The organism is Psychrobacter sp. TB67 (genome assembly GCF_000511065.1).
In the GTDB taxonomy this organism is placed as follows: domain Bacteria; phylum Pseudomonadota; class Gammaproteobacteria; order Pseudomonadales; family Moraxellaceae; genus Psychrobacter; species Psychrobacter okhotskensis.
The window spans coordinates 1-24,356 of record NZ_AYYA01000039.1; the positions used below are offsets into that span (position 1 = coordinate 1).

The window sequence follows — 24,356 nt, forward strand, 5'->3', positions numbered from 1 at the left end:
TGACCCCTGCCGTCAAATCCGTACAGTTAAACTTGGGAGATTTAATTACGCAGCTTGACGATAATAATCAAACCACACCTGTCTTGGCGATTTATAGCCCAAGCTCTTTTGAGTTCTCGTTTGGTTGTAATATAGTTCAATATATCCAATGATATCGGTAATGGCGGCAAATCTAGTTTTATAGTCTTGGTGATACACCAGCTCGTTCTTTAATATGCCCCAGAAGCTTTCTATGGGTGCGTTGTCAAAGCAGTTGCCTTTAGCACTCATTGAGCCTGTAAACTGATGCTGCTTGATGATTTTGTGATAAGCGTGGCTACAGTACTGACTGCCTCTGTCAGAATGCACAATCAGCCCTTTGCCTGGTCGTCTGTTCTTGATTGCCATATTTAGTGCACGACAGACTAAATCAGCAGTCATGCGTTTATTAATGGCGTAGCCAACCAGCTCTTTGGTGTATAGATCTTTGACCCCTGCTAAGTACAGCCAGCCCTCATTTGTCCAGATATAAGTAATGTCACTGACCCAAGACTCATTAGGACGCTTGGCATCAAACTGCTGATCGAGCACGTTTGGATAAACCAGCTTGTTGTGATTAGAGTCGGTGGTCACTTTAAAGCGCTTATGACGTCGGCATTTGATGCCGTGCTCTTCTTTGATGCGTCTCACCATGTATAGGCTAATGTCATGGCCTCGCTCACTTAGATGCGCATGCAGACGCTCATATCCATAGCGCTCCTTTGTTTCACTGTGCGCGGCTTTAACCAGCAGCTCAGACTGGTTGCGATGTATCTGTTGATCGCTGATATCACGACTCAGCCAGTCGTAGTAGCTAGAATGCTTAACCTTTAGTACACGGCACATAGCTGTGATACTAAATATCTGCTGGTTATCCTTAATAAAGGCGTACTTTACTAACTGTTTTTCGCGAAGTACGCCGTGGCCTTTTTTAATATCTCTCGCTCCTCCTCGGCAACTTTAAGTTGTCGCTTGAGCTGCTTTATTTCTTGAAGCGCTGTCATAAGATCAGGATCATATTGTTCTGTGCCGATAAGCTTGCCTTGATTGGCTTTGTTATGCCAATTTGATAGCGTTTGCATGGCAATGCCAAGCTGCTTTGCGGTAGCCGAGATATTGCCATTATTGTCTGATATCTTCTTGACAGCTTCTGCTTTAAATTCGTCACTGTAGGTTCTTACTTTCTTGGTCATGATAAACTCCGATTAATACGCTTAGTTTACCAAGTTTATCTCTACGGTTTCTTCAGCATAGCTCAGACTGTTTAATAGTATACTGTCCTACCAAGTTTGTAACAGCTATACCAACATCAATGGTGCCACTCAGTGGCGCTATTAATTTACCGCTCTTACTTTTACTGCTTTTAAATTAGATGTATTAGAGGATATAACAATGACAACGACTGAAGAAGACAACACCCCCCGAATTTTGATTGTTGAGGATGATGAGCGTCTGGCCATGTTAACCCAAGATTACTTGGTTAAAAACGGTTTAGAAGTGGCAATTGAGACTGATGGCAATCGCGCCATTCGCCGCATTGTCAACGAACAACCAGATTTGGTCGTGCTTGATGTCATGCTTCCTGGTAGCGATGGACTGACAGTTTGCCGTGAGGTACGCCCGCACTACCAGAACCCTATCTTGATGCTGACTGCTCGTACTGAAGATATGGATCAGGTACTGGGTCTTGAGATGGGTGCCGATGATTATGTCGCCAAACCTGCTCAGCCGCGCGTATTGCTTGCTCGTATCCGCGCTTTGTTGCGTCGCTCGGAAAATGCCCCATCAGAAGATGTACCACAGCGCCTAGAGTTTGGTGAATTGGTCATCGACAATGGTGGTCGTTCAGTCAATCTAGGTGATGAGTTGGTTGATTTCACCAGTGCTGAATATGATTTGTTGTGGTTGTTGGCTTCTAATGCTGGCCGTATATTGTCGCGCGAAGATATCTTTGAGCGTCTACGCGGTATCGAATATGACGGTCAAGACCGTTCTATCGATGTGCGTATCTCGCGTATTCGTCCAAAAATCGGTGATGATCCAGAAAATCCAAAACGTATCAAAACCGTTCGCAGTAAAGGGTATTTGTTCGTTAAAGAAGGCAACTAAGTCAATTTTGCTTCGGCAATGGCTTATTGCTCATTAGCGTGACCAAAGAAACCAGCAACCATGCTGGTTTTTTTGTGGCTAAATTTTAATTTTTGAACTTAAATGCTGTGTTATGTGGTTTAATTGAGCGATAATTATCGCTGTGAATTAAGTAAGCATAAGCTAAATAGTGCAGCAAATATTCAGCATTCATTAATATTTTTTCTTCATTAGGTTGGTCACGGCACGTATGTCATTAGTCTCTTCTTTAAAACATAGTATTTTTGTCCGTATTTATGCTGGACTACTTATCGTTTGTTTGTGTGTGGCACTATTCGCTCAATTATTGATGGATACCATTAATAAAGAGCGCGTACAATCCTACCGTGAAAACATGGCAAAGGGTGCTTTTCATCTGGTCAGTGAAGGGGTTGCGCATCAAGATAATGAGATGCAGCGTGACTATTGGCTGTCTGATGCTAGTAGCTTATTTGGCTCGACTTTTAGTATTGTGCCCATCGAAAAAATTGATTTTAACGCCAGTGAGTTGCGTCGTTTTGACAATGGCAATACCGTCGTGCGTTATATGACTCAACCTGTCTACGCAGATGTTTACTATCGTCTACCTGATAACAAAAGCGTGTTGACCGCTAGAGTCACGCAAGTCACTGAGCAGCAAGTGCGCGCCATTGCTGTATTCCTATTGGATGATTTGTCCTATCATATGACGCTGTCGGATAAACGTGCTCGCTTGGCTGAGCTGGAAGAGAAGTTTTCTTTTCCTTTAGCGTTCAAAGCAGTCAATACGCTAGAGTTGGACACGGATCAAATGGCGCGTTTGCGCCGTGATGAAGTGGTTATCTTATTGCAAGATACTAATAGTAGTAAGAGTAACTCATCTATCAAAGTCATTGTGCCCTCTGAAATCAACGACATGGCGATTTTGATTGGACCGGTGCCCTTATTTAATTGGTTCCCGCTCAATTTGATTATCAGTATGATTTTGATCAGTATGTTTTTGATCAGCTTGGGCGTCTATGCACTTATTTTCCCACTTGAGCGTAAACTGCAGTTGATTCAAGTCGGTGTCAATGAGGTGAGTCAAGGTAACCTTGATATTCAAGTACAGGTCATTGGACAAGATGAAATTGCTCGTTTGTCAGCGACTTTTAATGCGATGACCGCGCATATTAAGCGTTTGATTGAGTCGCAGCGCGAGCTGACGCGCGCAGTATCGCATGAGCTGCGCACGCCAGTGGCACGTATACGCTTTGCCGTCGATATGTTGGCTGATACCGATGATGAAGACTCGCGGTTTATGCAGCGTGATTATATCGATGAGGATATTGAGTCGCTTAACGGTCTCATTGACGAGATTTTGACTTACGCTAAGCTAGAAGAAGGGTCACCAAAACTCGATCTAGAACCCGTAAATCTCAAAGAGTTGCTCGAACAGATTGAGCGTGAAACCAATGCCTTGGGCAAACCTATCAAGATAGTGACCAACTTGCCCAACGCTAAAGTAACGGCGGTTGCCGATAGACGTTATCTACACCGTGTCATTCAAAACCTTGCGGGTAATGCTTTACGCTATGCAGAAACCACGATTATCATCAGTGCGGGCATCAGAAAAGGCAACGCTTTCGTCAGTGTAGAGGATGATGGCCACGGTATTCCAGAAGCCGATCGCGAAAAAGTTTTTATCCCATTCTCACGCTTGGATGATAGCCGTACACGGGCATCTGGTGGCTATGGCTTAGGGCTGTCGATTGTGTCGCGTATTGCTTTTTGGTTTAATGGTAGTATGAAGGTCGATGAAAGCCGTGAGCTTGGTGGTGCCAGATTTGTCATGACATGGCCTATCAAACCCTTGACTCAAGTGCTTGCCGCTGACCAGTTAACCCAAGAAAAGAGCGATCGTGATTTTGGCACTGAATAAGGTAAAATACTATTTCATGTCCGCAGCATGAAAAATACTTTCGCCAGTACAAAACAGATTAAGCGCTCAATATATAACGGATTAAGTTGAGAAACATTGGTTTGAACAGCCAATTTTTAATATTCAGTCTTATAAGTTGGAAACTAGAGGAGGGCAGAGGATGCCATATTTATTTGGTGGTTTGGTAGTACTGAATGCGTTGACGCTGGGTTATTATTTATTCTTGCAGCAGCCAACCATGACTCAAACGCTAAAAGCCGCGCAGGATGACATTACTCAGCCATTAGCGTTTACTAATAGCGCTGCGTACATTCCCCCCGTTATCGGTGCGCGTGAATAATTGTCATTGCTTAAATACTGAGACAGTTAAATAGTTACAGCGACTTTAAAGACGATTTTGCCATCGTCTTTTTTCAGCTTCTTTATTAGGTATATGATCTGCCATTTTTGCTTTGTCTGAATGAGCTGCTTCTATATTTTCTGTTAGTGTTTGCTCTCCTGCCACCTTGGATAATAGGGGAATACGCACACAGACTTGTAGGCCGCCATCAGGATGATTGATGGCCTCAACCGTACCATGATGCAAGTGGGCGATACGATCAACAATAGCCAGACCTAGACCACTACCTTGCGTGGTTCGCGCTGTTTCACCACGTTCAAAGGGCTGCATGATGCGCTCTAATTGATCTTCTTCTACTCCATCACCGCAGTCCCGTACACATATCATCAGCTGCTCTTGGGCTTGCTTATTAACTTCATTTTCAGACACCACGTCGCTGTCTTCTACGTCAGCTGTTTCTATGAAAGTCGGCACGACCGTTGCTGATAAATAAATAGGCGGCTTGCCATAACGATTGGCATTGTTGACCAGATTAATGACCAAGCGCTTAATGGATAATGGACGCACTGGCACAACCTTGTGACAATCCGATTGATAAATAAATTCCATGGGCGCGAATTGCACCATAATTTCATTAAATATCGTGTCCAAATTGGTCAAGCGCACTGGCTCATCCGAGCCGTCTTTCATAAATGAGATAAACTGCTCCAAAATGGCATCCATATCCTCAATGTCATAAATCAACCCTTCACGAAAAAAATCGTCCGGTAGCATTTCAGCGGTCAAGCGCATACGAGTCAACGGTGTACGCAGGTCATGTGAGATACCAGCAAGCATGATGGTACGTTCTTTTTGCGCTTGATTGAGCGTGGTAAATAAGCGGTTGAATGCCATATTTACCTGACGTATCTCTGTAGGCCCTTTTTGCGTTGGTAAGGATGTTGCGTGACCCAGTCGAATATAGTTGGTGGCCGCACGCTGTAAATACCTTAAAGGACGGTTTAATTGCCGTGCTAACAAAATAATGGTTAGCAGCGATAATATAGGTAATCCAATGAGGAATAGTACTAACAATCCTGGACTATATTGCGAATAATAAACCACGGGTTCGCGAATCCAAAAACTGGTGTCACGACTGTCTTGTACCCACAGCTGCGGGGTTGGTTTGAACTTGAAATACACTTCCACTGGTCGACCTAACTGTGCCCCTATTTCGCGTTGTAATACATCGGTAAAAACACCCGCAAAGGCTTTATCTGCTACTTGCGGGAAGTCACTGGGGTTATCAACCACCACCACGTGCGAATGCTGATATATCCATTGCCGCACCTCGGGGCTATCCTGCCAGTCTTTATTGACGCTATTCATCAAACGTAGCTCGCTGGTCAGATAGCGCGCATGATTTTTGAGCTCTGGCAAATAAAGACTGCGCCAAAAGAACACAATCGATAAGCCGACACTGATAATGACAATAAAAGCCACCATTAAGGTAGTCAGCCAACTGTTGGAATAAGAGCGTGGCAACCAACCTTTACGAGGTATTTTAGGGTTTGGGGTGGTCATATGCATCCAAGGTATAGATAAATAATAGGGTGATAAAATAGTGCCACGTCACAAAAACTGTAGCTCGTTTAGATTATCAAGTAAGCAAGCACATTGCTGGCGTTACGGTCTATTGTATACTGTTTTTATTGGGCTGTTATGAGTAGAAATAGAGCAGCACAATCAAGTAATCAAGTTACATGGATTTACTATGCACAATTTGAACACTTTGATTTGGCTAAGTCGTCCAAAATCACAACCTCACTAAGTACGATCTATAAAAGCTAGTTTTAATATTTTAGTTTTAATATTTTAGCGATTTGATACGGTCAGAAGCAGGGTATTAAGACTTTATAATCATGGGCAATTATTAATTTCAATTTACATACAAGCATATTTAAGCTATTGTTAATAAATAATTAAATAAGCATAGTTTATGTTTTCAATAAAATAAGACTGTGCTATAATTATGCCCTTTTTGGTATACCTGCGAAAGAGAGAATTCACATGGTTGTTATTCGTTTAGCACGGGGCGGTGCCAAGAAACGCCCATTTTATCAAGTAGTTGTTGCTGATCAACGCCGCGCGCGTGACGGTCGCTACATTGAAAACATCGGCTTTTTTAACCCACTCGCTAAAGAGTCTGAAGAAGCAGTACGTCTGAACATGGAAGCGTACAATGCGTGGATCGCCAAAGGTGCACAACCTTCTGATCGCGTTGCTTCATTAGCAAAAGCTTACAACAAGTCTACAGCTCAAACTGAAGCAACTGCTTAAGTTTTTCTTGCTGTTACTGAAATGCTGATAGTGTGATTATGGGCATAGCTCAGTAGACTTTAGAAGATATAGCGTAACTGGTCTGACCAGGGTGCGCGATTAACTGTTTATCGCTTTTGATTGCGTTTATCGCTTTTGATTGAAATGTTTTAATCATTGTTAGGTTAGCCGTTATGTCATCTATTCCAAACGCTAGTGCTCTTATGAAAATCGGTCAGCTTAAGAAGCCTTATGGCATCAAAGGTTGGCTTTGGGTATTTAGCGATACGGATGATCGTACGGCCATATTCGCCATGCAGCCGTGGTGGATGAAAACCGCTACTGGCATGAAACCTCTGACTGTGAAAGCTTGGCGTGAACAAGGCACAGGAATCGTGGCTCAATTTGAGCAGGTTCCTGATCGCAATGTTGCGGAGACTATGAATGGGGTAACCCTTTGGGTCGAGCAAGACGTCTTGCCAGAAACAGCGGAAGATGAATATTATTGGTCGGATTTGGTCAGCTTGCGCGTGATGAACGAGCAAGATGAGTATCTAGGCAATATCGCTGAAATGTTTGAAACCGGTGCCCATGACATCATGCGCGTGGCGCCTAATTCAGACAGTTTAGATAAAGAAGAACGCCTGATTCCATGGCATAAGCAAACCGTGATGCAGGTCGATATGACTGCGAAAACGGTGCTTGTGGCATGGCCAAGTGATTATTAATAATAAGCAATAATTAATCAGTAATGGTTAATAAGGTCTTATTAAGACAAGCTTTGCTGATATAAGTTTCGGCTTTATCGCTGAGCATCGTTAATAGTTACACCGATTCATTTAGCTTTTATTAGCCATTGTGCAAGTAGACATCAGATGTATTTTGCCGTCATTAGTATTTTTCCTGAGATGTTTGCTTCGATTCGTGAGTTTGGTATCACGGGTCGGGCAGTCACACAGGAGCAAGTGACGATTGAATGTATCAACCCGCGTGATTATACCACTGATAACTACCGCCGTATTGATGAACGCCCGTATGGTGGCGGTCCTGGGATGGTGATGATGGCTGAGCCATTATCAATAGCTATCGAGGATGCGCGCTTGCGAGCGGGTCAACATGGCTGCCGTGTCGACAGTGAGCATTGTCCGGTGATTTATATGTCGCCACAAGGACAGACGCTTAGCGAAAGTAGTGTGGTCAGTATGACTGAGTATGATGGCATGATTATATTATGTGGTCGTTACGAAGGTATTGACGAGCGCTTACTGGCGCAGTATGTCGACTTGGAAGTGTCGTTGGGTGATTACGTATTGACTGGTGGTGAGCTGCCAGCCATGGTGATGATGGATAGTGTGATACGTCGTCTGCCTGATATTATGGGTGATGATCAATCAGCTGAGCAAGACTCGTTCGTCGATGGCTTGCTTGATTGTCCACACTATACCAAGCCGCATGAGTTTGCGGGTATGGCGGTTCCTGAAGTATTACTTTCAGGACATCATGCCAATATCGCTAAGTGGCGCTTTAGTCAGCAAGTCAGTCGCACGCAAGCGCGTCGTCCCGACTTATGGCAAGCGTTCACCCCAACAGTAGAGCAAGCGAAATGGCTAAAAGCATTGGCAAAAGCAGATAAAAAGCCACGTTAATAGCGGTCAAAAACATAAACAGTTAAGCAATAAAATTTTGAGCAATAATAAAACGAGTCATAGCATAATGGCCGTTGGTTATAATCCATTTACGTTGTAGTTGTTATTAATACAAGATGTTGATAATAGCTATGATTAATTATTACAAACAGGTGATATGCGTTAAGCCTCTATTATCTAATGTGAGGAGATAACTCTCATGAGCAACAAGCATCCATTGGTTCAGGTCATCGAAAATGCTCAATTGATTGAGCGCCCAAGCTTTGCACCCGGCGATACCGTTGTGGTTCAAGTTAAAGTACGTGAAGGTGAGCGTGAGCGTCTACAGGCTTTTGAAGGCATTGTAATTGCTAAGCGTAACCGTGGTTTAAACTCAGCGTTTACCGTACGTAAAATCTCAAGCGGTGTTGGTGTTGAGCGTGCATTCCAATTGCATTCACCAATCATTGACAGCATTGAAGTGAAACGCCGTGGTGCGGTTCGCCGTGCGAAACTGTACTACTTACGTGAGCGCTCTGGTAAATCAGCCCGTATCCGCGAAAAGCTTGCTCCGCGTGCACCTAAAGTTGTCAAAGCAAAAACTGACGCTCGCGTTCCTGATGCAGTTGAAACTGCACCAGGTATTTAAGCAAAAGCTTGCCATCTTTAGTTGGCTGTATGATTTACAGTTGGCTAAAGTAAGGTAATAGTAGATACAAGCCCTTATTCATAGGTTTATCATATAAATAAGCGGGCCATACCAAAAAAGACAAAACCCCAATCTATGCACATGCTGGATTGGGGTTTTTGTATGTAGGGTTTGCAAATGTATGTAAGGTTCACAAAAATTATCAGTAGTTGCTTAACGGTCAACTAATCTTTTAAGCAACCAATTTAGCTGATAAGCAAATAAGAACTGCCTAAGTGCTGCCTAAGTATCGAGCACATCCATACGACTGCTTTGATTCTTTGATTTGCTGTGTTTGCGCAAGCGTATATAAATAGTCTTGGTGACAGTAGCGATCAACTTCTGCTGATCATCAAAGATATCCGCCTGATAGTCACGAAATACAGCATCACCGTCCTTGGCCAGTTCTTGAATAGTGATGAGTTCGGTGCTAGGAATTTTCATTCGGGTAATTACTTTACTGTTACCTGGTGCGACAAAATCGATATGTGAGCTTTTGTCCCACACCACATAACTACTGCCCAACTGGTGCATCAGCATCAGCATATAAAAGGGATCTACCATCGAATATAAGCTGCCGCCGAACTGGGTGCCGACGATATTCTTATTCAGGGCATTTAGCCCCATGCTGACCACGCACAAACCTTGATCGAGATTGATATGCTCAATTTTGATACCCGCACCAACATAAGGCGCGTAAGTATTGATGCGCAGTTTAAGTAAATGCGGTGCCAGTAGCGGCATGATGTTTTTTTTAGCCTTACGCTTTAGGGTCTCAAGGTTTTTTGGTAATAAACTCATAGATATGTCCTGTTGCCTTTTTCAATCTTGCCTGCTGGGCCATTTTTAGTTTATGAATTATTTTATCAAAAACGCATAAGCACCTGACAAGGGCAGGTTTGCTATTGATTCATAGCCATGCAAAAGATATTTATCATAGTAAAAAACCCCAACAGTCACCAGCGTTAAAGCGTAACTGATAGACGGATTTTCTACTATCTAAAAACCAATTTTACCCAGTAAATTCTTAATTATAGTGCAGTAGATAAGTGACAGAGTTTTTAAAGCCAATTTTTCATCTTAAAATATATCATAAGTACTCGATTATTTTCTATTAGTACGTTCGTTACACAATATCATACTTTTTTATTTTATCTCTTCATCACATGGTTATGTTCATCATCATATGCCATTAATAATGATACAAATGGTCTCTTTTAAACAATAAAAACTCGCATTATGGCGGTCGATGACTTACAATACCCGCAAATTTGCTTTGACCGATTGGATTTATCAGGCACTAGCCAAATAAATCGGTAGGGCATAAACCTATCAGTCGACATAAGGAAGTGTGATGAGTGACCTCCAGATTCCCGTTTCAGGGTCCGATGCGCAACCGCCAAATTCGTCCGATCACCACAACGACCTATCAGGCAGCTATGTTGATTTGCATAAGCCAAGCTCAAGCTTTGATAGCCGTGATGATTATCTCAATCATGAACTACAGATTATGCAGCCAAAACGCTGGCGCATGAACTTGCCGTTCCGTGATTATCGTTTTGAGTATGAAGATACCATTCCGGCGATGGCAGCGACCATTGGTAAAGTGGTTATGGTGGGCGCTATTGCCGCCACTTTTGCAGGGCCACTTGGGTTAAGCGATGCTTTTGTCCTAGAAAACGTCCGTTATGAGCTATTGATTGTCTCGTTCTTCGTTATTTTATTCTCAGGATTTCTGCTACCGACCGCCAACCTTGCTGGTACGCATGGTCCACTGATTCCGCTCATCCCTATCGTGGTTGCCGCTGGTGGGCATCCGATGGCTTTTGGTCTGCTCATCGGTGCTTTTGGCTTATTACTGGCGATTAGCAAAGGGGGGAGTCTACTGGCAAACTTGACCAGTAAAGGTGTGTGCGGTGGTTTATTGCTTTATCTAGGCTTTATTGGTACTACCTCACAAGTCAAAAACCTCTTTGCTTGGGCAGAAGGCATCGGCATGGCGCATATTGCCTTCGTAGTGATTTTATTGACCATTATACTGTATGCGGTGTTAGAGAACTTCCAAAAGCGTTGGCTGGCAGTGCCACTTAGCTGCTTGTTAGGTGGTGGAGTAGCCTTTGCCATGGGCGCACCCTTTGCTTTTGAAACAGGGCCAGGCTTACCAAATATGAGCCCAATGTATTGGTGGGGTGAAGATACAGGTTGGATGCTTGGTCTGCCAACCGTTGAAAGCTTTATCGTGGTGCTACCGTTTGCAGTATTAGCAGTGGCGATGTGGTCGCCAGATTTTTTAGGGCATCAGGTGTTCCAAAAAATCAGCTATCCAAAACGCACTGAGCGTGTGTTAATGGATATCGATGATACGATGACCAGTGCCTCTATTCGTCAGGTGGCAGGCTCAGTATTGGGCGGTGCAAACTTTGCCTCATCATGGGGTACATATATTGTGCCAGCAGCGATTGCTAAGCGTCCTATTCCTGCAGGTGCCGTATTGACAGGGTTGTTCTGTGTTATCGCAGGTATCTGGGGCTATCCAATGGACTTGGCTATTTGGGAGCCCGTGATGTGTGTGGCACTGATTGTCGGCGTTTTTATTCCGTTACTTGAGGCAGGTATGGAGATGACACGCGAAGGAAAAACCACGCAGTCTGCTGCGATTGTCGTCTTTGCATCGGCACTGGTGAATCCTGCGTTTGGTTGGTCGATTACCCTTGTGCTTGATAATCTAGGGTTAATTGGTTCTAAAGAACGTAGTGCGAATTTATCAAAGATGAGCCGTTGGATTATTCCTGTGATTACTTTTGTGATATTGACTGGCGTGATGGCTATTGTCGGTATGTTACCGGGTATTCCAGCGCTAATGTCTAATTTTCGCCACTAGCAGCGCTTTATAAAATACAAGTAGCATTTTAAACTATAGAAAAAGTCAGCTTGGTGCTGGCTTTTTTTCTGTCTGACGTTACACTGATAGTTGCCTTGCAAAACTTTCGCTATCGCCCCATAAACAGCTATATATCAGTATCTTGAGAGCAATAAATTCTATGGTAACCGTCTCAGAAACAAGTCCCGTCGATGATAAAAAAGCCCGTCTAAAGCATTTGATTCAGCGCCTGCCAAATTTGCCAGGTGTTTATAAAATGCTGGGTAAGAATGGCGATATTTTATATGTCGGTAAAGCCAAATCGCTTAAAAGCCGCGTCAACAGCTACTTCGCTAAGACGATTGACCACCCAAAAACACGGGCATTGGTGGCGCGGATACATAATATAGAGACAATCATTACCCGTAGTGAGACCGAAGCGCTACTACTCGAGCAAAACCTGATTAAAGAGTACCGTCCACCTTATAACGTGCTACTGCGTGATGACAAATCTTATCTGTATGTGTTTATTTCAGCGGATAAGCCTTATCCACGGCTGGCGTATGGACGCGGTAAGGGCAATCACCAAAAAGGTCGCTTCTTTGGGCCTTTTCCCTCTGCTCACGCGGCAAAAGAGACATTGGTTTTGATGCAAAAAATGTTTCAGATGCGCCAATGTACCAATACCTTTTTCAAGCAACGTAAGCGCCCTTGTCTTGAGTATCAGATTAAGCGTTGCCGTGCGCCCTGCGTGGGCTTGGTATCGCCAGAAGAATATGCAGAGGATGTGAATAACACCATTCGCTTTCTCAAAGGCGACTCTAGCGACATTCATAGTGCTTTGATTGAAAAGATGGAAGGTGCCGCCGAAGAATTAGACTTTGAAAAGGCGGTCTTTTATCGTGACCAGCTGTCTATGCTGCGTGAAGTCCAAGCTAAGCAAGCCGTTTATACTGTGCAGGGCGAGGCCGATGTGATTGCTATTGCCAGTCAGGCAGGCATGACCTGTGTCAACGTACTGACCGTCCGTGGCGGGCGTGTGCTTGGCGGTAAGAACTATTTTCCTGACGTCGATAGTAGCGAGCCGCTTGCTGATAATTTATCTGCCTTTATTACCTCGTTCTACTTTCAGGTGACGGATGACTTGCCAGCAGAAATTATGTTAACTCATGAGCTACCTGATCAAGTTGCAGTGAGTGAAGCGCTGGCCAGCCATTTTGGTAGCAAAGTCGTCATCAAAACCAACGTACGTGAACATCGTGCCGAATGGTTAGATTTGGCAAAATTGAACACGAATAATGCGCTTAAGACTAAGTTGGGTGATTATTTAGAGCTGCATTCGCGCTTTGGCGCATTGAAAGACGTATTGGCCGATGTCACTGAGCGAACGATTGATAGAATTGAATGCTTTGATATCTCGCATACGATGGGTGAGGCGACCATCGGTAGCTGCGTTGTCTTTGACCAAGGTGGATCACGTCGCCGTGATTATCGTCAGTATGCCATCCATGATATTGTCGGTGGCGATGACTATGCCGCGATGAAGCAAGTGCTGACACGGCGTTATAAGAAGCAGCCGCTGCCTGATTTATTGCTGATTGATGGTGGTAAAGGTCAACTTGGCATCGCTAAAGAGGTATTGACCGAGTTGGGTATTCTTAATGATACGCTGCTCATTAGTGTGGCAAAAGGTGAGGGGCGTAAGGCCGGACTTGAAGTATTGCACTTTATCGATCATGAGCCGCTTGATTTGCCAATGGATAGCAAGGCGTTGCATTTATTGATGCACGTTCGTGATGAAGCCCATCGTTTTGCCATCACAGCGCACCGTAAGAAGCGTGATAAGCGCCGTTCATCATCAGTGCTAGAGGTCATACCGGGGCTGGGTGAAAAGCGTCGTCGTGACTTGCTGAATCACTTTGGCGGAATTCAGCAATTGCTTGGAGCATCACAACAAGAGCTGGCAGGTGTGCAGGGGATTGGTCCCATTTTGGCGAAAACGGTTTATAAAGTATTGCATGAGTAATCTGATTGATCGTAAAAAAGGGCTGTCCTAGAAATATCTAAGACAGCCCCAATTTTTCAGTCATTTCTAATGAGTGAGCGACAGTTATTCAGCAGCTTTTATTTTATAAGTCACAAATCTAAAATCTAAATCACTCTTTTCATCGTGCATCTGCTCAGACTCTTCTGCCACTGTAAAGTCAGTTGGTATTTTAGGATAAAAGGCTTCACCATCAGCGATTTCGGTATCTACATGAGTCAGCTCAATGCGATCGGTATACATCATCGCTTCTTTAAATACCCGCTCACCGCCAATGACCCAAATCGTATCAAGGTGCGCACCATGTGCCAGACTTGCCGCCTGCGTTAAGGCATCATCTAAATTATGTACGACATAAGCGTTGTTTTTGCCCACAAGGCCTTGTTGATCAGCATAATCCATCTGAGTGCTGATGATAAAGCTTACCCGCTTTGGCAACGGCTTGCTGCCCATTGACTCAAAAGTCTTACGCCCCATAATAACGATACCTTGAATAGCGCCATCGTTATCTTTGGTCGTCATTTTTTTAAAGTGCTGCAAGTCTGCTGAGATATGCCACGGCAGTGCATTGTCTTTACCGATACAACGATTGCTACTGATAGCAGCAATTTGGGCGACTTCAGTGTGGGCATAACTCATAAGGTATCCTTTTTATTATCTCTAAAATGCTATTCTTATTTAAAATATTCAGTCAGACAAATGCTATACAGCAACCTTTGCTTTGATAGCAGGATGCGACTTGTAGCCATCGACGGTGATATCTTCATATTTAAAAGCAAAAATATCATCAACCTCAGGGTTAAGTGTTAATGTTGGAAGTGTATAGAGCTCACGTGTCAGTTGCAGCTCGACTTGCTCACGGTGGTTTTGGTAAATATGACAATCGCCACCCGTCCAGATAAATTCACCAACCTCTAGTCCGCAAACTTGCGCGACCATATGGGTCAACAGCGCATAGCTAGCGATATTGAACGGCACACCGAGGAATAAATCCGCTGAGCGCTGATAGAGCTGGCAGGACAGTTTATTGTCCGCGACAAAGAACTGAAATAGTGTGTGACAAGGTGGCAAAGCGACTTGCTCTGCTTCACCGGGATTCCAGCCGGAGACGATCAAGCGTCGTGAATTGGGATTGGTCTTGATTTGCTCAACGACTTGGGTGATTTGATCGACACCATCGTTATTATAGCTGCCATCGTCACGCTTACTCGCGCCATAATTGCGCCACTGATGACCATAAACGGGCCCTAAATCCCCAGCAGGACGCTTAAAGCGCGCCGTCTGCTCAGCCGTTGCCCATTCATTCCAAATACGCACGCCATTTGCTTGCAAGTAATCAACGTGAGTACTACCGCTTAAAAACCATAATAGCTCATAAACGATAGATTTGAAGTGGACTTTTTTGGTGGTTAATAATGGGAATCCTGATGCTAAGTCAAAACGCAGTTGCGCGCCAAAGTGACTTAGCGTACCAGTACCGGTACGATCGCCTTTTTCAGTGCCTTCACTCATAACCTGACGCAGCAAATCCAAGTAGGCTTGCTCATTTTTACTCTGCTTGTGGTGACTAATGGAGTTGCTAGTGCTCATAAAGTTACTCTTCTACGCTGCTAAAACGCATCATTGATATAGTGATTAACAGGGTTTTTGGGGCAAAGTACTGCTTTATACAAAATAATGCTTAATAAGCCGCTTGCTTACCCCAGTCATAGATACCGCGTTTGTAAGCATAAATCAGTAGGATGAAGCCTGCAATAATCATCGGTGCGCTGAGTATTTGACCTTTGGTCATCCAACCTAACAACACAAACCCTTGGTCAGCATCTGGCTGGCGGAAGAATTCGATGATAAAGCGGCTAATGCCATAACCCAACAAGAATACAGCCGTCGCAGCCATACGCGGGCGCGGCTTCGATGAATACCACCATAAGAAAAGGAACAATAGCAGTCCTTCTGCTAAGGCTTCGTATAACTGCGATGGGTGGCGCGGCAATAAATACTGTCCATTTACCTCAAGCATCAATTCTTGTAGCTCAGGATTGGTCTGTAATTGCTGCATATCAAAGGCAGCCGCTTGCGGGAAATACGTCAGCCAGTTATAGCCGCCATCAGAGACACGGCCCCACAGCTCCCCATTGATATAGTTGCCGATGCGACCGAACAGTAAGCCCGTCGGTACACAAGGAACGATAAAGTCAAAGACTTGAAAAGGTGTCTTCTTATATTTACGGGCGAAGAACCACATACCGAGCATCACGCCGATGAAACCACCGTGGAATGACATACCGCCTTCCCAAACCTTGAGAAGGTACGCCGGATTTTGCAACAGCTCGCCGAACTGATAAAACAACACATAACCGATCCGACCACCTAAAATGACACCAAGCGCGCCATAAAAGACCAAATCAGAGACCATATCGGTGGTCCAACTGTCGCGTTTGGTACTGCGATACCATGCTAGACCGAACGCCGCGGCAAAGGCCAATAAATACATCAGTCCGTACCAGTGTACTTCTACCGGACCCAAGGACAGCGCGACAGGGTCATATTGCGGATGAATCATCATAAGGATATCATTATTATTGATAATAGAATGTGGGTCATAATAGCAAAAATAGTTTGTTAGGCATACCAAATTACTATTAGGCGAATCCCATCGTAACAACTTATCTGCTACTGGTAACATCTAGAAAGAAAGATAGAAAACCGCTAAGATATAAAAAAGCTCCTTGAGAAAAGTGCTTTAAGAAATAATGCTTAGAATAACGATTATAATAAATATAGCATCATGTTTAATAAAGCGTTACAGAGCATGGGCTTGCGCTAATGAAACCTATTAATGGATTAAACGTACTTTTAAGGAATGATTATGCAAGCTGATTTATCCAAAGTGGCAATATCATCTAAGTTGATTGCTAAAACGCGGTTAATGTCGCTGAGTTTATTTGGCATAGCGGCTTTAAGTGTGACTCCTGCTCAGGCAGCCAATAGCAGTATTGAGCAAGTGACGATTTATCAAGGCTTAGCCAGTGTCACCCGTGCGTTACCCATTACTAATAGTGGCGAGCAAACACTGGTTTTTTCTTGTTTATCCCCTTATATCGATAAAGACAGCCTGAGTGTGCAAGCGGCTAATGGCGTTAATATTGGCGAAGTTAGCATTGAAACCTTAAGCGCTGAACAAGCGGCGCAGTGTCAATATCAAGGTGATGCCAACGTACAGACGCAGCAGAATAATTTGGACGCGATTAATGCGGAGTTAGAGGCGGCACGCTTAGCAAAAGCCTACTTGCAAAACCTTACCAAGGTCACGCAAATGAGTACAGAGGGTAGCCTTGCCGATAATGCGCGTGAGGTAGAGACGCAAGCGGCCAGTATCAATAAAAGAATTTTGAATATTCAGCAGCGCCAAGCGCGCGCGCAAGATACGCTGAACCAGCTGATGGCTGGCAGTACAACTCAAGCACAGGATAGTGTGACGCAAGTGAGTGTGCGCGTCGCAAGTCGTTCGCCAAGCAGCGTCAAGCTGCATTATCAAGTGCGCGGCGCCAGTTGGGAGCCGACCTATCAAGCACGTCTCAACACGGAGAGCAAACAATTAAACATCATCGCCTCTGCCGTTATTGCCCAGCAAACAGGGGAGAATTGGCTAAAGGTTCCTTTGGTATTAAGCTCAGTTAATCCCACTCAAACTACGACCAGCCAACTACCAAGAGTCGAGCGCTTGTCATTATATGAAGAACAGCCAAATAGTAAATTGTCACGCTATGCACAGCCTATGATGGAGTCTGCTCCAGTCGTTGTTGTAGGTAGTGATAGCTATGGCGGAGCAGGGGCTGCAGAGATGCCACCGCTACCGAGCTTTAGCGTGAGCAGTCAGAATAAAAACGGCATCACCGAATATCGACTGCCGCAGCGTATTAGTATTCCAAGTGATGGCAGGCGGGTACGGACGGTTATTGATGAGCAATCAGGCAGTAGCAAGCTGTGGATTCGTAGTACCCCGAGTGTGGAAGCCGCTGGCTACTGGTACGCATCCGCACCGTTTTTGACTCCGGCTTGGGTCGATGGCTCTTTGCAATTGTACCGTGATGACAACTATGTCGGGCAATCGCGCTATAGCTACCAGAATCTAAAAGAGCAGGGTATTGGTTTTGGCATCGATCCCAGTATGCTGGTCAAGCAACTCACTGATGAAGACAAACAAGGTGATAAAGGCGTGTTTAATCGTCAGCAAACCAGAACGACCATCCAAGCCTATCAGTTCACCAACCAGCACAATCGTAGCGTGCATTTACAAGTTTTGGGTAGTGAGCCGGTTAGTAGTGATGACAGTATCAAAGTCACTGCGATGCACACCCCAGCAGTGAGCCAAAAAGACTGGAATGACAATAAAGGTATGGTCGCTTGGGAGTTTGATTTGCCGAGTAAACAGTCGCAAGTGATGCAGTCTACTTATCAAATTAGCTATCCGGCTGATAAGCAGTTAAACACCAATTAATGCTAAATAAGAACTAGGGTCTGTTGAACATTCAAATAGTAGGACTGCTGATCGCTAAAATCGTCCCAAACCTTTTATCAAATCAGGCGTAAACCGACGATAATGTCGAGACCTTAGCTAGGTTTACAACAACGTTTGGGATGATTTTAGTATCAGCCCCAAGTATACAAGCAGGGGCAGGGCTATTTTTTGCCAATACATGGCGAAATTGTCTAACCTAGAACGACTAGTCGTCAAAAATTTCACTGCGTATTGTCTAAAAAATAGACGCTGCCAGTACCACATTTGAATGTTCATCAGACCCTATATAATCGATTCAATTGAAAAAAATATAATACCGATGGGAGTGCTGTTAGGATAAATTTTTTGAAGCCTCTGGAGTGCGAAGCGCACAGCAAGCTAGGAAAATTTATACCAGCAGGACGCTATTTTGAACGACCCTTTTTGATATCGGAACGATTATATAATAATCATATAAAAGGAATGCTATGTGTATCGTCGCCATTGCTTGGCAATTATTTGATGAGCTACCTTTGGTTTTATTGTCCAATCGCGATGAGTTTTTGCAGCGCCCAACCGAGCCGTTACATCAATGGGCTGATCACCCTATCTATGCCGGACGCGATAAACAAAGCGGCGGTACTTGGTTAGGTATCTATCAAAAGTCATATGACGATTTATATGAGCAAAACGGACGTTGGGCAGCGGTATTGAACTTTCGCGATGGCGTGCAGGCAAGTAATGACGAACGCTCACGTGGTGAACTGGTCACCGATTTCTTGACCAGTACGCTAAGCCCAATAGAGTTTGCACGGCAAATCAGTTTGCAAGACTATGCTGGCTTCAATTTAATTATAGGTGATGCGACCCAAGCGGTCCTCGTTAATAATCGTGGTCATGCTCCCACGCCCTTACATGCAGGATTGCACGTTATCTCTAACGGTCAGCCAGAGGATAGCTGGTTCAAAACTGAGCGCCTACGTGGCAGACTGCGGCAAGAAGTATTGCCCTTGATTGCTGAGAATAGCTCACCTGCATACTGGCAACAGGCGGCCTTTGAGGTGCTGTCAGATAATATCAAAGCACCAGCGGACAAGCTGCCAGATACTGGCATGACCAATGAGATTGAGCAAACCTTGTCTTCTATTTACATCGAGCCTGTCGCTTTTGGCGATAGTGCTAAGAACGTACCAACTTATGGCACTCGCACTCAAAGTATCTTAACGTTGCGTGATGAGGATAAAGGCTCAAATTTTACAGCTCAGATTGTCAGTCGCGAGTACCCACACTCAGCAGTTGGTGAATAAAACAATCACTTATTTTCAGTCATATGCACCCTTGTTCTCACACGAACCAGTAGGCAATTTTAAAAACCCTAAAGTAATTGTGGTTTTTGCTTTAAAGTGTCGCGCTTATGGCTTACACTCACTGAGTAGGGGCTTAGAATTTACTGCTAGTATCTAATGCAATTACTGACTATTAAATGACAGTCAGGGCGTGTTTTCAATTCATTCAATACTCATCTAGATGGGCTAAAAATGGATAAACCTTGCCAAACATTGTCAAATAGCTGGTTAATATCCCGATATTATCTACGCTATTTTTCTTGTTTGACGGCAATTGATCTCATTTTTATCACCATTTTTGAAATGAAGACACGCCCTAGTATGAATCAAATAAGTGTCAAAACAGTGTGAAAACAGTGTCAAAACAAGGAGTGTGACATGAGTATGATGAAATCACTAATATTTGTTGCGCCAGGTAAAATTGAAATTGCAGAGAAGAAAATTCCCGATGTTGGGCCCAATGACGCTCTTATAAAAATCACTACAACGACCATTTGCGGCACCGATATTCATATTTTTAAGGGTGAGTATCCCGTTGCTCAAGGGTTGACCATTGGTCATGAGCCAGTCGGTATTATCGAAAAGCTCGGTAGTGCGGTGATGGGTTATGAAGAAGGTCAACGAGTGATTGCTGGCGCGATTTGCCCAAGTTTTACTTCTTATGCCAGCCAAGATGGCTTTCCTTCACAAGATGGTGGTTACATCGGACCAGACGGGACTTGTCCTTGTCATGGTTATAAAGCGACTGGCGGATGGCGCTTCGGTAATATCATCGATGGCACGCAAGCCGAATACGTTTTAGTACCCGATGCGCAGGCCAACCTAGCGCCTGTGCCTAATGGGCTGACTGATGAGCAAGTGCTGATGTGCCCAGACATCATGTCTACTGGTTTTAAGGGTGCTGAAAATGCCAATATCAAAATTGGCGATATCGTGGCTGTATTTGCGCAAGGTCCAATTGGATTGTGCGCCACTGCTGGTGCCAAGCTGAGAGGGGCGTCTACCATTATCGCTATTGATGGCAATAACGAGCGCTTAGCGATGTCTAAGAAACTGGGGGCCGATATTACCCTCAATTTTAACGAAGTGGATATCGTTGACGAGATTATGAAAATTACTGCGGGTCGCGGGGTTGATAGCAGTATCGAAGCATTGGGCTTACAATCTACCTTTGAACAATGTCTGAAAATTTTAAAACCAGGCGGTACGCTATCAAGCCTTGGCGTTTATTCAGAAGACTTAAGCATCCCCATGTCACACTTTGCAGCAGGTCTTGGTGATCATACTATCCGCACCGCCTTGTGCCCGGGTGGTAAAGAACGGATGCGTCGTCTATTAAATGTGGTGGAGTCAGGGCGTGTCGATTTATCTGAGATGGTCACACATACCTACGCGCTAGACGATATTGTTGCAGCCTATGACTTATTTATGCATCAACGTGATGGCGTACTAAAGGTTGCCATCAAACCATAAATCTAGGGCGTGTCCTCATTTTCATCACCATTTAGATTGTTATCAGTTGAATTGAGGACACGCCCTAGCTATTTTAAATACAAAAAATCCTGCATCCATAATAGATGCAGGATTTTTTGTATTTACTACCAAACAAACAATAAACCAGAGGCTAGGTAAGAAGCAAATGGTTGGTCTGCTCAGGGATAATCAGTTCTTGTTTAAGCGGTAATTCACGTGCCAGCTCTTGCAAAGCACGACGGTATACCCCGCGTTTAAAGTGAATCACTTGTCCGAGTGGATACCAGTAGCTGACCCATTGCCAATGGTCAAATTCCGGTTTTCCCTCATCAAAGCGGATATGTTGAGTATTTGGCTCATCTAAGCGCAGCAAAAACCACTTTTGTTTTTGCCCAATACACAAAGGGTGCTGTCCATGACGCACATAGCGTTTCGGCAGCCGATAACGCAACCAATCTTGCGTGACTGCCAATAAATCTACATGACGCGGATGTAAACCGACCTCTTCCCAGAGCTCGCGATACATTGCATCCATCGGCGTCTCCCCGCGGTCGATACCGCCTTGAGGAAACTGCCAAGCGTTGTGACCAATACGTTTTGCCCACAGAACTTGCCCTTGTGTATTTGCCAAGATGATGCCGACATTGGCGCGAAAGCCGTCTGCATCTATCATGACTAACCCTTTTTAATTTGTCTAAAAATAGCTTATTTCAACATGACACAACGATAGCAATCATAATTATTATAGGGTGACAGTTATCAATATCAGGTAAAAATAAGATTCATTACCGTTATTAAACCAAGAAACAACCCAAATGTGTAACAGTATTTTGCTATAAAATGTTTCACGAGTTTAACCCTTTAAAATCAGACAGTTATAAATGGATTTTTGTAGGTAAGTTTTAGACGCCATAACGATAAATATAAGTTATATTTAAAAAAGCATATTCAGAGCAGAACGATAAATCTCACTAACCAAAGTGAACACTCAAAAATAGACTCATCAAACGCTCAGGGTAATAATCTAAGACAGTGGCTTTTTAAAATCTCGTTTTAGCTTATGCTACACTAGGGCGTGTCCTCAATCTGAACCCTAAATGGTAAGTGGGCTAATCTCAAGCAAAAATAAAATATTCAGCCAATAAAAAACGTTTAAATCACACATTAAAATAAGGGTAATCTAACATGTCAGAGTCAAAAGCAAGCGTTACGTGGCAAGAAAATAAAGCCTTTATGGGCGTGTCCCCATCGGGACATAACGTTCAAATCGATGCCGATAAAGAGAAGGGTTCCAGTCCCATGGAGCTAATCCTACTAGGGCTAGGTGGTTGTGCGAGCTACGATGTGGTAGCGATTTTACAAAAGTCACGTCAAGCAGTGACAGACGTGCGTTGTGAGCTGACAGCTCAGCGTGCTGAAACCGTCCCAGCGGTATATACTGATATTCATATGCATTTTGTGGTGACTGGTCAAGATATCAAAGATAAACAAGTTGAAAAGGCGATTCATTTATCAGCAGAAAAATACTGCTCGGCCAGTAGAATGTTGGTACAAGGTGGGGTGAATATTACCCATGATTTTGAAGTGATTGCAGGGTAGGGGCAAATAGACTAATGAATGCACTCTTTGGGTTGATCCCTAATACCGCAGCGTCAGCGATTTGGGCGATGGTGGTGGCAAGCCTGTTACCACTCGCGATGGCACTGACTGCGAAAGCCATTGGTGGCTTTAACTTGGCTGACAATGCGCATCCGCGTGACTTTTTACACAGTACGACTGGCGCAGCAGCACGTGCTAATGCCGCTCAGCAAAACAGCTATGAGACATTACCCGTATTTTTGGCAGCGGTATTGGTGGCGATGTTGTTCTTTGTACCGCAATCAATTATCAACACGCTGGCTTGGCTTTATGTGCTGATTAGGGTTGGCTATTGCGTGGCATATATTACTAATTTGGCAACGTTTCGCTCGATACTTTGGGTATTATCAATTGCCTGTTGTTTGATGCTTTTTTATCTGGCCATTCGGGTAAGCGTCTAGCGTTCGTTTTTTATCAAAAGACCAGTTTAGAATAAAGGCAGGTATTATTATCGGACACTCATTCGTAGTGCGCTAATAATAGCTGCTTTATTTTTTTCTCGCTTTATACGGTCCCACAATATCTTTGCCTCGCTATAGCCTTTGGTGAGCATCGCTAACCACTGCTTATAACGTCCGACCAATACCACATCGCTTTTTGCGGCACCTTCTAAAAACTTAATCTGATGCCCGATTAAGTCTTCCCAGACTAAGGCGGTCAATGTTTCTGCATCATTATTATGGCCATCAACCTGCGCAATCAAATCGGGACGAGTAACCGCGCCGCGACCTAACATCAAATGATTGGTCCCCGCTTGCGTCATACAATTCTGTGCATGCTCGGCGTTCCATATTTCACCATTGGCAATGACGGGAATATTAAGCGCATTAAAACTTTGAATCTTGTCCCAGTAAGCGGGCGGTTTATAGCCTTGGGTTTTTGTTCGTGCGTGAATGGTTAGCCAGTCTGCACCACTTGTAGCAATTGCAGCTTTGATGTCATCCATACGACTGGTGTCGGTATAGCCCAAACGTATTTTGGCTGAGACTGGAATGTCAGTAGGTACGGCTGTTCTTACTGTGTTGATTATCTCGTACATGACTTCAGGTTCATCAAGCAGCACTGAGCCACCACGATGGCTATTTACCGTTTTAGCCGGACAACCAAAGTTAATATCAATGGCCGGCGCCCCAAGCTCGGCAGCATAAGCGGCATTGTCAGCCATCAACTGCGCGTCACTACCGAGTAGCTGAATATGAATCGGCGTACCGGATGCAGTTTTGGCATCATAATGCAGCTCTGGCACGTACTTATAAAACACATGCGCGGGCAAGACAGTTTGGGTGACGCGAATAAATTCACTCACTGACCAATCATAAGGACGACCTAAATCTGTCGCAATTTGCGTTAGAATTTGCCGCATCAACGGATCGGTCAAGCCTTCCATTGGCGCGAGCAGGCGAACGGGATTAGCAAATAACTGTTGTATGGTGTTTTGGCGTGTCTGAAGTTGCTGATTATGATTCATGATCGGAGAGTCAACATTATAAATTGAGAA

22 protein-coding genes are annotated in these 24,356 nt (G+C 44.2%); 14 read left to right on the forward strand and 8 right to left on the reverse strand.

Annotated elements, in window-relative coordinates; all coding sequences use genetic code 11:
* Nucleotides 1-45 precede the first annotated feature (45 nt).
* A protein-coding gene (locus W293_RS0105595; protein WP_156915601.1) for an IS3 family transposase occupies nt 46-1,211 on the reverse strand; the annotation gives its coding sequence in 2 pieces (ribosomal slippage) (nt 46-953 and nt 953-1,211; 1,167 coding nt in all).
* Between the two features lie 199 nt (nt 1,212-1,410).
* Here W293_RS0105595 and W293_RS0105605 point away from each other — a divergent pair.
* The 3 genes from W293_RS0105605 to W293_RS0105615 all read left to right on the forward strand — a co-directional run bounded on the left by W293_RS0105605 (nt 1,411) and on the right by W293_RS0105615 (nt 4,385).
* Nucleotides 1,411-2,127, forward strand: coding sequence for a response regulator (locus W293_RS0105605; RefSeq protein ID WP_010197939.1), 717 nt, complete (start codon nt 1,411-1,413; stop codon nt 2,125-2,127).
* Between the two features lie 229 nt (nt 2,128-2,356).
* Entirely contained in the window at nt 2,357-4,045 is a 1,689-nt protein-coding gene (locus W293_RS0105610) for an ATP-binding protein (RefSeq protein ID WP_025651492.1), read from the forward strand.
* Between the two features lie 160 nt (nt 4,046-4,205).
* The gene (locus tag W293_RS0105615; protein ID WP_025651493.1) at nt 4,206-4,385 is read left to right on the forward strand and encodes a hypothetical protein; all 180 of its coding nucleotides are present in this window, start codon (nt 4,206-4,208) and stop codon (nt 4,383-4,385) included.
* Nucleotides 4,386-4,430: 45 nt separating this feature from the next.
* Here W293_RS0105615 and W293_RS0105620 read toward each other — a convergent pair whose 3' ends face one another.
* A complete protein-coding gene (locus tag W293_RS0105620; protein ID WP_051395165.1) occupies nt 4,431-5,948 on the reverse strand; it encodes an ATP-binding protein in 1,518 nt (505 codons plus the stop codon).
* A gap of 486 nt (nt 5,949-6,434) precedes the next feature.
* On the opposite strand from W293_RS0105620, the gene rpsP reads away from it, so the two are divergent.
* The 4 genes from rpsP to rplS all read left to right on the forward strand — a co-directional run bounded on the left by rpsP (nt 6,435) and on the right by rplS (nt 8,957).
* Entirely contained in the window at nt 6,435-6,704 is a 270-nt protein-coding gene (gene rpsP / locus W293_RS0105625) for a 30S ribosomal protein S16 (protein ID WP_025651495.1), read from the forward strand.
* A gap of 173 nt (nt 6,705-6,877) precedes the next feature.
* The gene (rimM, locus tag W293_RS0105630; RefSeq protein ID WP_025651496.1) at nt 6,878-7,411 is read left to right on the forward strand and encodes a ribosome maturation factor RimM; all 534 of its coding nucleotides are present in this window, start codon (nt 6,878-6,880) and stop codon (nt 7,409-7,411) included.
* A 147-nt stretch (nt 7,412-7,558) separates the two neighbouring features.
* Nucleotides 7,559-8,329 carry a tRNA (guanosine(37)-N1)-methyltransferase TrmD gene (gene trmD / locus W293_RS0105635; RefSeq protein WP_025651497.1) on the forward strand — a complete coding sequence of 257 codons (771 nt, stop codon included), beginning with the start codon at nt 7,559-7,561 and terminating at the stop codon, nt 8,327-8,329.
* A gap of 199 nt (nt 8,330-8,528) precedes the next feature.
* A complete protein-coding gene (gene rplS / locus W293_RS0105640) occupies nt 8,529-8,957 on the forward strand; it encodes a 50S ribosomal protein L19 (RefSeq protein ID WP_025651498.1) in 429 nt (142 codons plus the stop codon).
* 282 nt (nt 8,958-9,239) lie between these two features.
* Here rplS and W293_RS0105645 read toward each other — a convergent pair whose 3' ends face one another.
* The gene (locus tag W293_RS0105645) at nt 9,240-9,797 is read right to left on the reverse strand and encodes a DUF4442 domain-containing protein (protein WP_025651499.1); all 558 of its coding nucleotides are present in this window, start codon (nt 9,795-9,797) and stop codon (nt 9,240-9,242) included.
* A gap of 553 nt (nt 9,798-10,350) precedes the next feature.
* Here W293_RS0105645 and W293_RS0105650 point away from each other — a divergent pair.
* Entirely contained in the window at nt 10,351-11,877 is a 1,527-nt protein-coding gene (locus W293_RS0105650; protein ID WP_025651500.1) for a DUF3360 family protein, read from the forward strand.
* 160 nt (nt 11,878-12,037) lie between these two features.
* Nucleotides 12,038-13,882, forward strand: coding sequence for an excinuclease ABC subunit UvrC (gene uvrC, locus W293_RS0105655; RefSeq protein ID WP_025651501.1), 1,845 nt, complete (start codon nt 12,038-12,040; stop codon nt 13,880-13,882).
* An 84-nt stretch (nt 13,883-13,966) separates the two neighbouring features.
* Here the strand turns inward: uvrC and W293_RS0105660 are convergent, their stop codons facing one another.
* The 3 genes from W293_RS0105660 to lgt all read right to left on the reverse strand — a co-directional run bounded on the left by W293_RS0105660 (nt 13,967) and on the right by lgt (nt 16,466).
* On the reverse strand, nt 13,967-14,539 hold the full coding sequence (locus W293_RS0105660; protein WP_025651502.1) for a dihydrofolate reductase: 573 nt from the start codon (nt 14,537-14,539) through the stop codon (nt 13,967-13,969).
* Nucleotides 14,540-14,602: 63 nt separating this feature from the next.
* Entirely contained in the window at nt 14,603-15,490 is an 888-nt protein-coding gene (locus tag W293_RS0105665) for a thymidylate synthase (protein ID WP_025651503.1), read from the reverse strand.
* Between the two features lie 91 nt (nt 15,491-15,581).
* The gene (lgt, locus tag W293_RS0105670) at nt 15,582-16,466 is read right to left on the reverse strand and encodes a prolipoprotein diacylglyceryl transferase (protein ID WP_025651504.1); all 885 of its coding nucleotides are present in this window, start codon (nt 16,464-16,466) and stop codon (nt 15,582-15,584) included.
* 303 nt (nt 16,467-16,769) lie between these two features.
* Between lgt and W293_RS0105675 the strand changes: the two genes are divergently transcribed.
* The 3 genes from W293_RS0105675 (at nt 16,770) to W293_RS0105685 (ending at nt 21,220) form a co-directional block, all read left to right on the forward strand.
* Entirely contained in the window at nt 16,770-18,401 is a 1,632-nt protein-coding gene (locus tag W293_RS0105675) for a DUF4139 domain-containing protein (RefSeq protein WP_025651505.1), read from the forward strand.
* Between the two features lie 488 nt (nt 18,402-18,889).
* Nucleotides 18,890-19,708 (forward strand): NRDE family protein, encoded by an 819-nt coding sequence (locus tag W293_RS0105680; RefSeq protein WP_025651506.1) that lies wholly within the window; start codon nt 18,890-18,892, stop codon nt 19,706-19,708.
* 417 nt (nt 19,709-20,125) lie between these two features.
* Nucleotides 20,126-21,220, forward strand: coding sequence for an NAD(P)-dependent alcohol dehydrogenase (locus tag W293_RS0105685; protein ID WP_025651507.1), 1,095 nt, complete (start codon nt 20,126-20,128; stop codon nt 21,218-21,220).
* 151 nt (nt 21,221-21,371) lie between these two features.
* Here W293_RS0105685 and W293_RS0105690 read toward each other — a convergent pair whose 3' ends face one another.
* Nucleotides 21,372-21,893: an RNA pyrophosphohydrolase gene (locus tag W293_RS0105690; protein ID WP_025651508.1), complete on the reverse strand. Its 522-nt coding sequence runs from the start codon at nt 21,891-21,893 to the stop codon at nt 21,372-21,374.
* A 512-nt stretch (nt 21,894-22,405) separates the two neighbouring features.
* On the opposite strand from W293_RS0105690, the gene W293_RS0105695 reads away from it, so the two are divergent.
* A complete protein-coding gene (locus tag W293_RS0105695) occupies nt 22,406-22,819 on the forward strand; it encodes an OsmC family protein (protein ID WP_025651510.1) in 414 nt (137 codons plus the stop codon).
* A gap of 14 nt (nt 22,820-22,833) precedes the next feature.
* Nucleotides 22,834-23,259 (forward strand): MAPEG family protein, encoded by a 426-nt coding sequence (locus W293_RS0105700; protein WP_025651511.1) that lies wholly within the window; start codon nt 22,834-22,836, stop codon nt 23,257-23,259.
* Nucleotides 23,260-23,306: 47 nt separating this feature from the next.
* On the opposite strand, the gene W293_RS0105705 is transcribed toward W293_RS0105700, so the two are convergent.
* A complete protein-coding gene (locus tag W293_RS0105705) occupies nt 23,307-24,326 on the reverse strand; it encodes a tRNA dihydrouridine synthase (protein WP_025651512.1) in 1,020 nt (339 codons plus the stop codon).
* Nucleotides 24,327-24,356: the final 30 nt, after the last annotated feature.

What these genes read in the sequence shown, in the direction of transcription:
- W293_RS0105605 (WP_010197939.1), top strand. Translation starts at nt 1,411, where the DNA reads ATGACAACGACTGAAGAAGACAACACCCCCCGAATTTTGATTGTTGAG.
- W293_RS0105610 (WP_025651492.1), top strand. Translation starts at nt 2,357, where the DNA reads ATGTCATTAGTCTCTTCTTTAAAACATAGTATTTTTGTCCGTATTTAT.
- W293_RS0105615 (WP_025651493.1), top strand. Translation starts at nt 4,206, where the DNA reads ATGCCATATTTATTTGGTGGTTTGGTAGTACTGAATGCGTTGACGCTG.
- W293_RS0105620 (WP_051395165.1), bottom strand. Translation starts at nt 5,948, where the DNA reads ATGACCACCCCAAACCCTAAAATACCTCGTAAAGGTTGGTTGCCACGC.
- rpsP (WP_025651495.1), top strand. Translation starts at nt 6,435, where the DNA reads ATGGTTGTTATTCGTTTAGCACGGGGCGGTGCCAAGAAACGCCCATTT.
- rimM (WP_025651496.1), top strand. Translation starts at nt 6,878, where the DNA reads ATGTCATCTATTCCAAACGCTAGTGCTCTTATGAAAATCGGTCAGCTT.
- trmD (WP_025651497.1), top strand. Translation starts at nt 7,559, where the DNA reads ATGTATTTTGCCGTCATTAGTATTTTTCCTGAGATGTTTGCTTCGATT.
- rplS (WP_025651498.1), top strand. Translation starts at nt 8,529, where the DNA reads ATGAGCAACAAGCATCCATTGGTTCAGGTCATCGAAAATGCTCAATTG.
- W293_RS0105645 (WP_025651499.1), bottom strand. Translation starts at nt 9,797, where the DNA reads ATGAGTTTATTACCAAAAAACCTTGAGACCCTAAAGCGTAAGGCTAAA.
- W293_RS0105650 (WP_025651500.1), top strand. Translation starts at nt 10,351, where the DNA reads ATGAGTGACCTCCAGATTCCCGTTTCAGGGTCCGATGCGCAACCGCCA.
- uvrC (WP_025651501.1), top strand. Translation starts at nt 12,038, where the DNA reads ATGGTAACCGTCTCAGAAACAAGTCCCGTCGATGATAAAAAAGCCCGT.
- W293_RS0105660 (WP_025651502.1), bottom strand. Translation starts at nt 14,539, where the DNA reads ATGAGTTATGCCCACACTGAAGTCGCCCAAATTGCTGCTATCAGTAGC.
- W293_RS0105665 (WP_025651503.1), bottom strand. Translation starts at nt 15,490, where the DNA reads ATGAGCACTAGCAACTCCATTAGTCACCACAAGCAGAGTAAAAATGAG.
- lgt (WP_025651504.1), bottom strand. Translation starts at nt 16,466, where the DNA reads ATGATGATTCATCCGCAATATGACCCTGTCGCGCTGTCCTTGGGTCCG.
- W293_RS0105675 (WP_025651505.1), top strand. Translation starts at nt 16,770, where the DNA reads ATGCAAGCTGATTTATCCAAAGTGGCAATATCATCTAAGTTGATTGCT.
- W293_RS0105680 (WP_025651506.1), top strand. Translation starts at nt 18,890, where the DNA reads ATGTGTATCGTCGCCATTGCTTGGCAATTATTTGATGAGCTACCTTTG.
- W293_RS0105685 (WP_025651507.1), top strand. Translation starts at nt 20,126, where the DNA reads ATGAGTATGATGAAATCACTAATATTTGTTGCGCCAGGTAAAATTGAA.
- W293_RS0105690 (WP_025651508.1), bottom strand. Translation starts at nt 21,893, where the DNA reads ATGATAGATGCAGACGGCTTTCGCGCCAATGTCGGCATCATCTTGGCA.
- W293_RS0105695 (WP_025651510.1), top strand. Translation starts at nt 22,406, where the DNA reads ATGTCAGAGTCAAAAGCAAGCGTTACGTGGCAAGAAAATAAAGCCTTT.
- W293_RS0105700 (WP_025651511.1), top strand. Translation starts at nt 22,834, where the DNA reads ATGAATGCACTCTTTGGGTTGATCCCTAATACCGCAGCGTCAGCGATT.
- W293_RS0105705 (WP_025651512.1), bottom strand. Translation starts at nt 24,326, where the DNA reads ATGAATCATAATCAGCAACTTCAGACACGCCAAAACACCATACAACAG.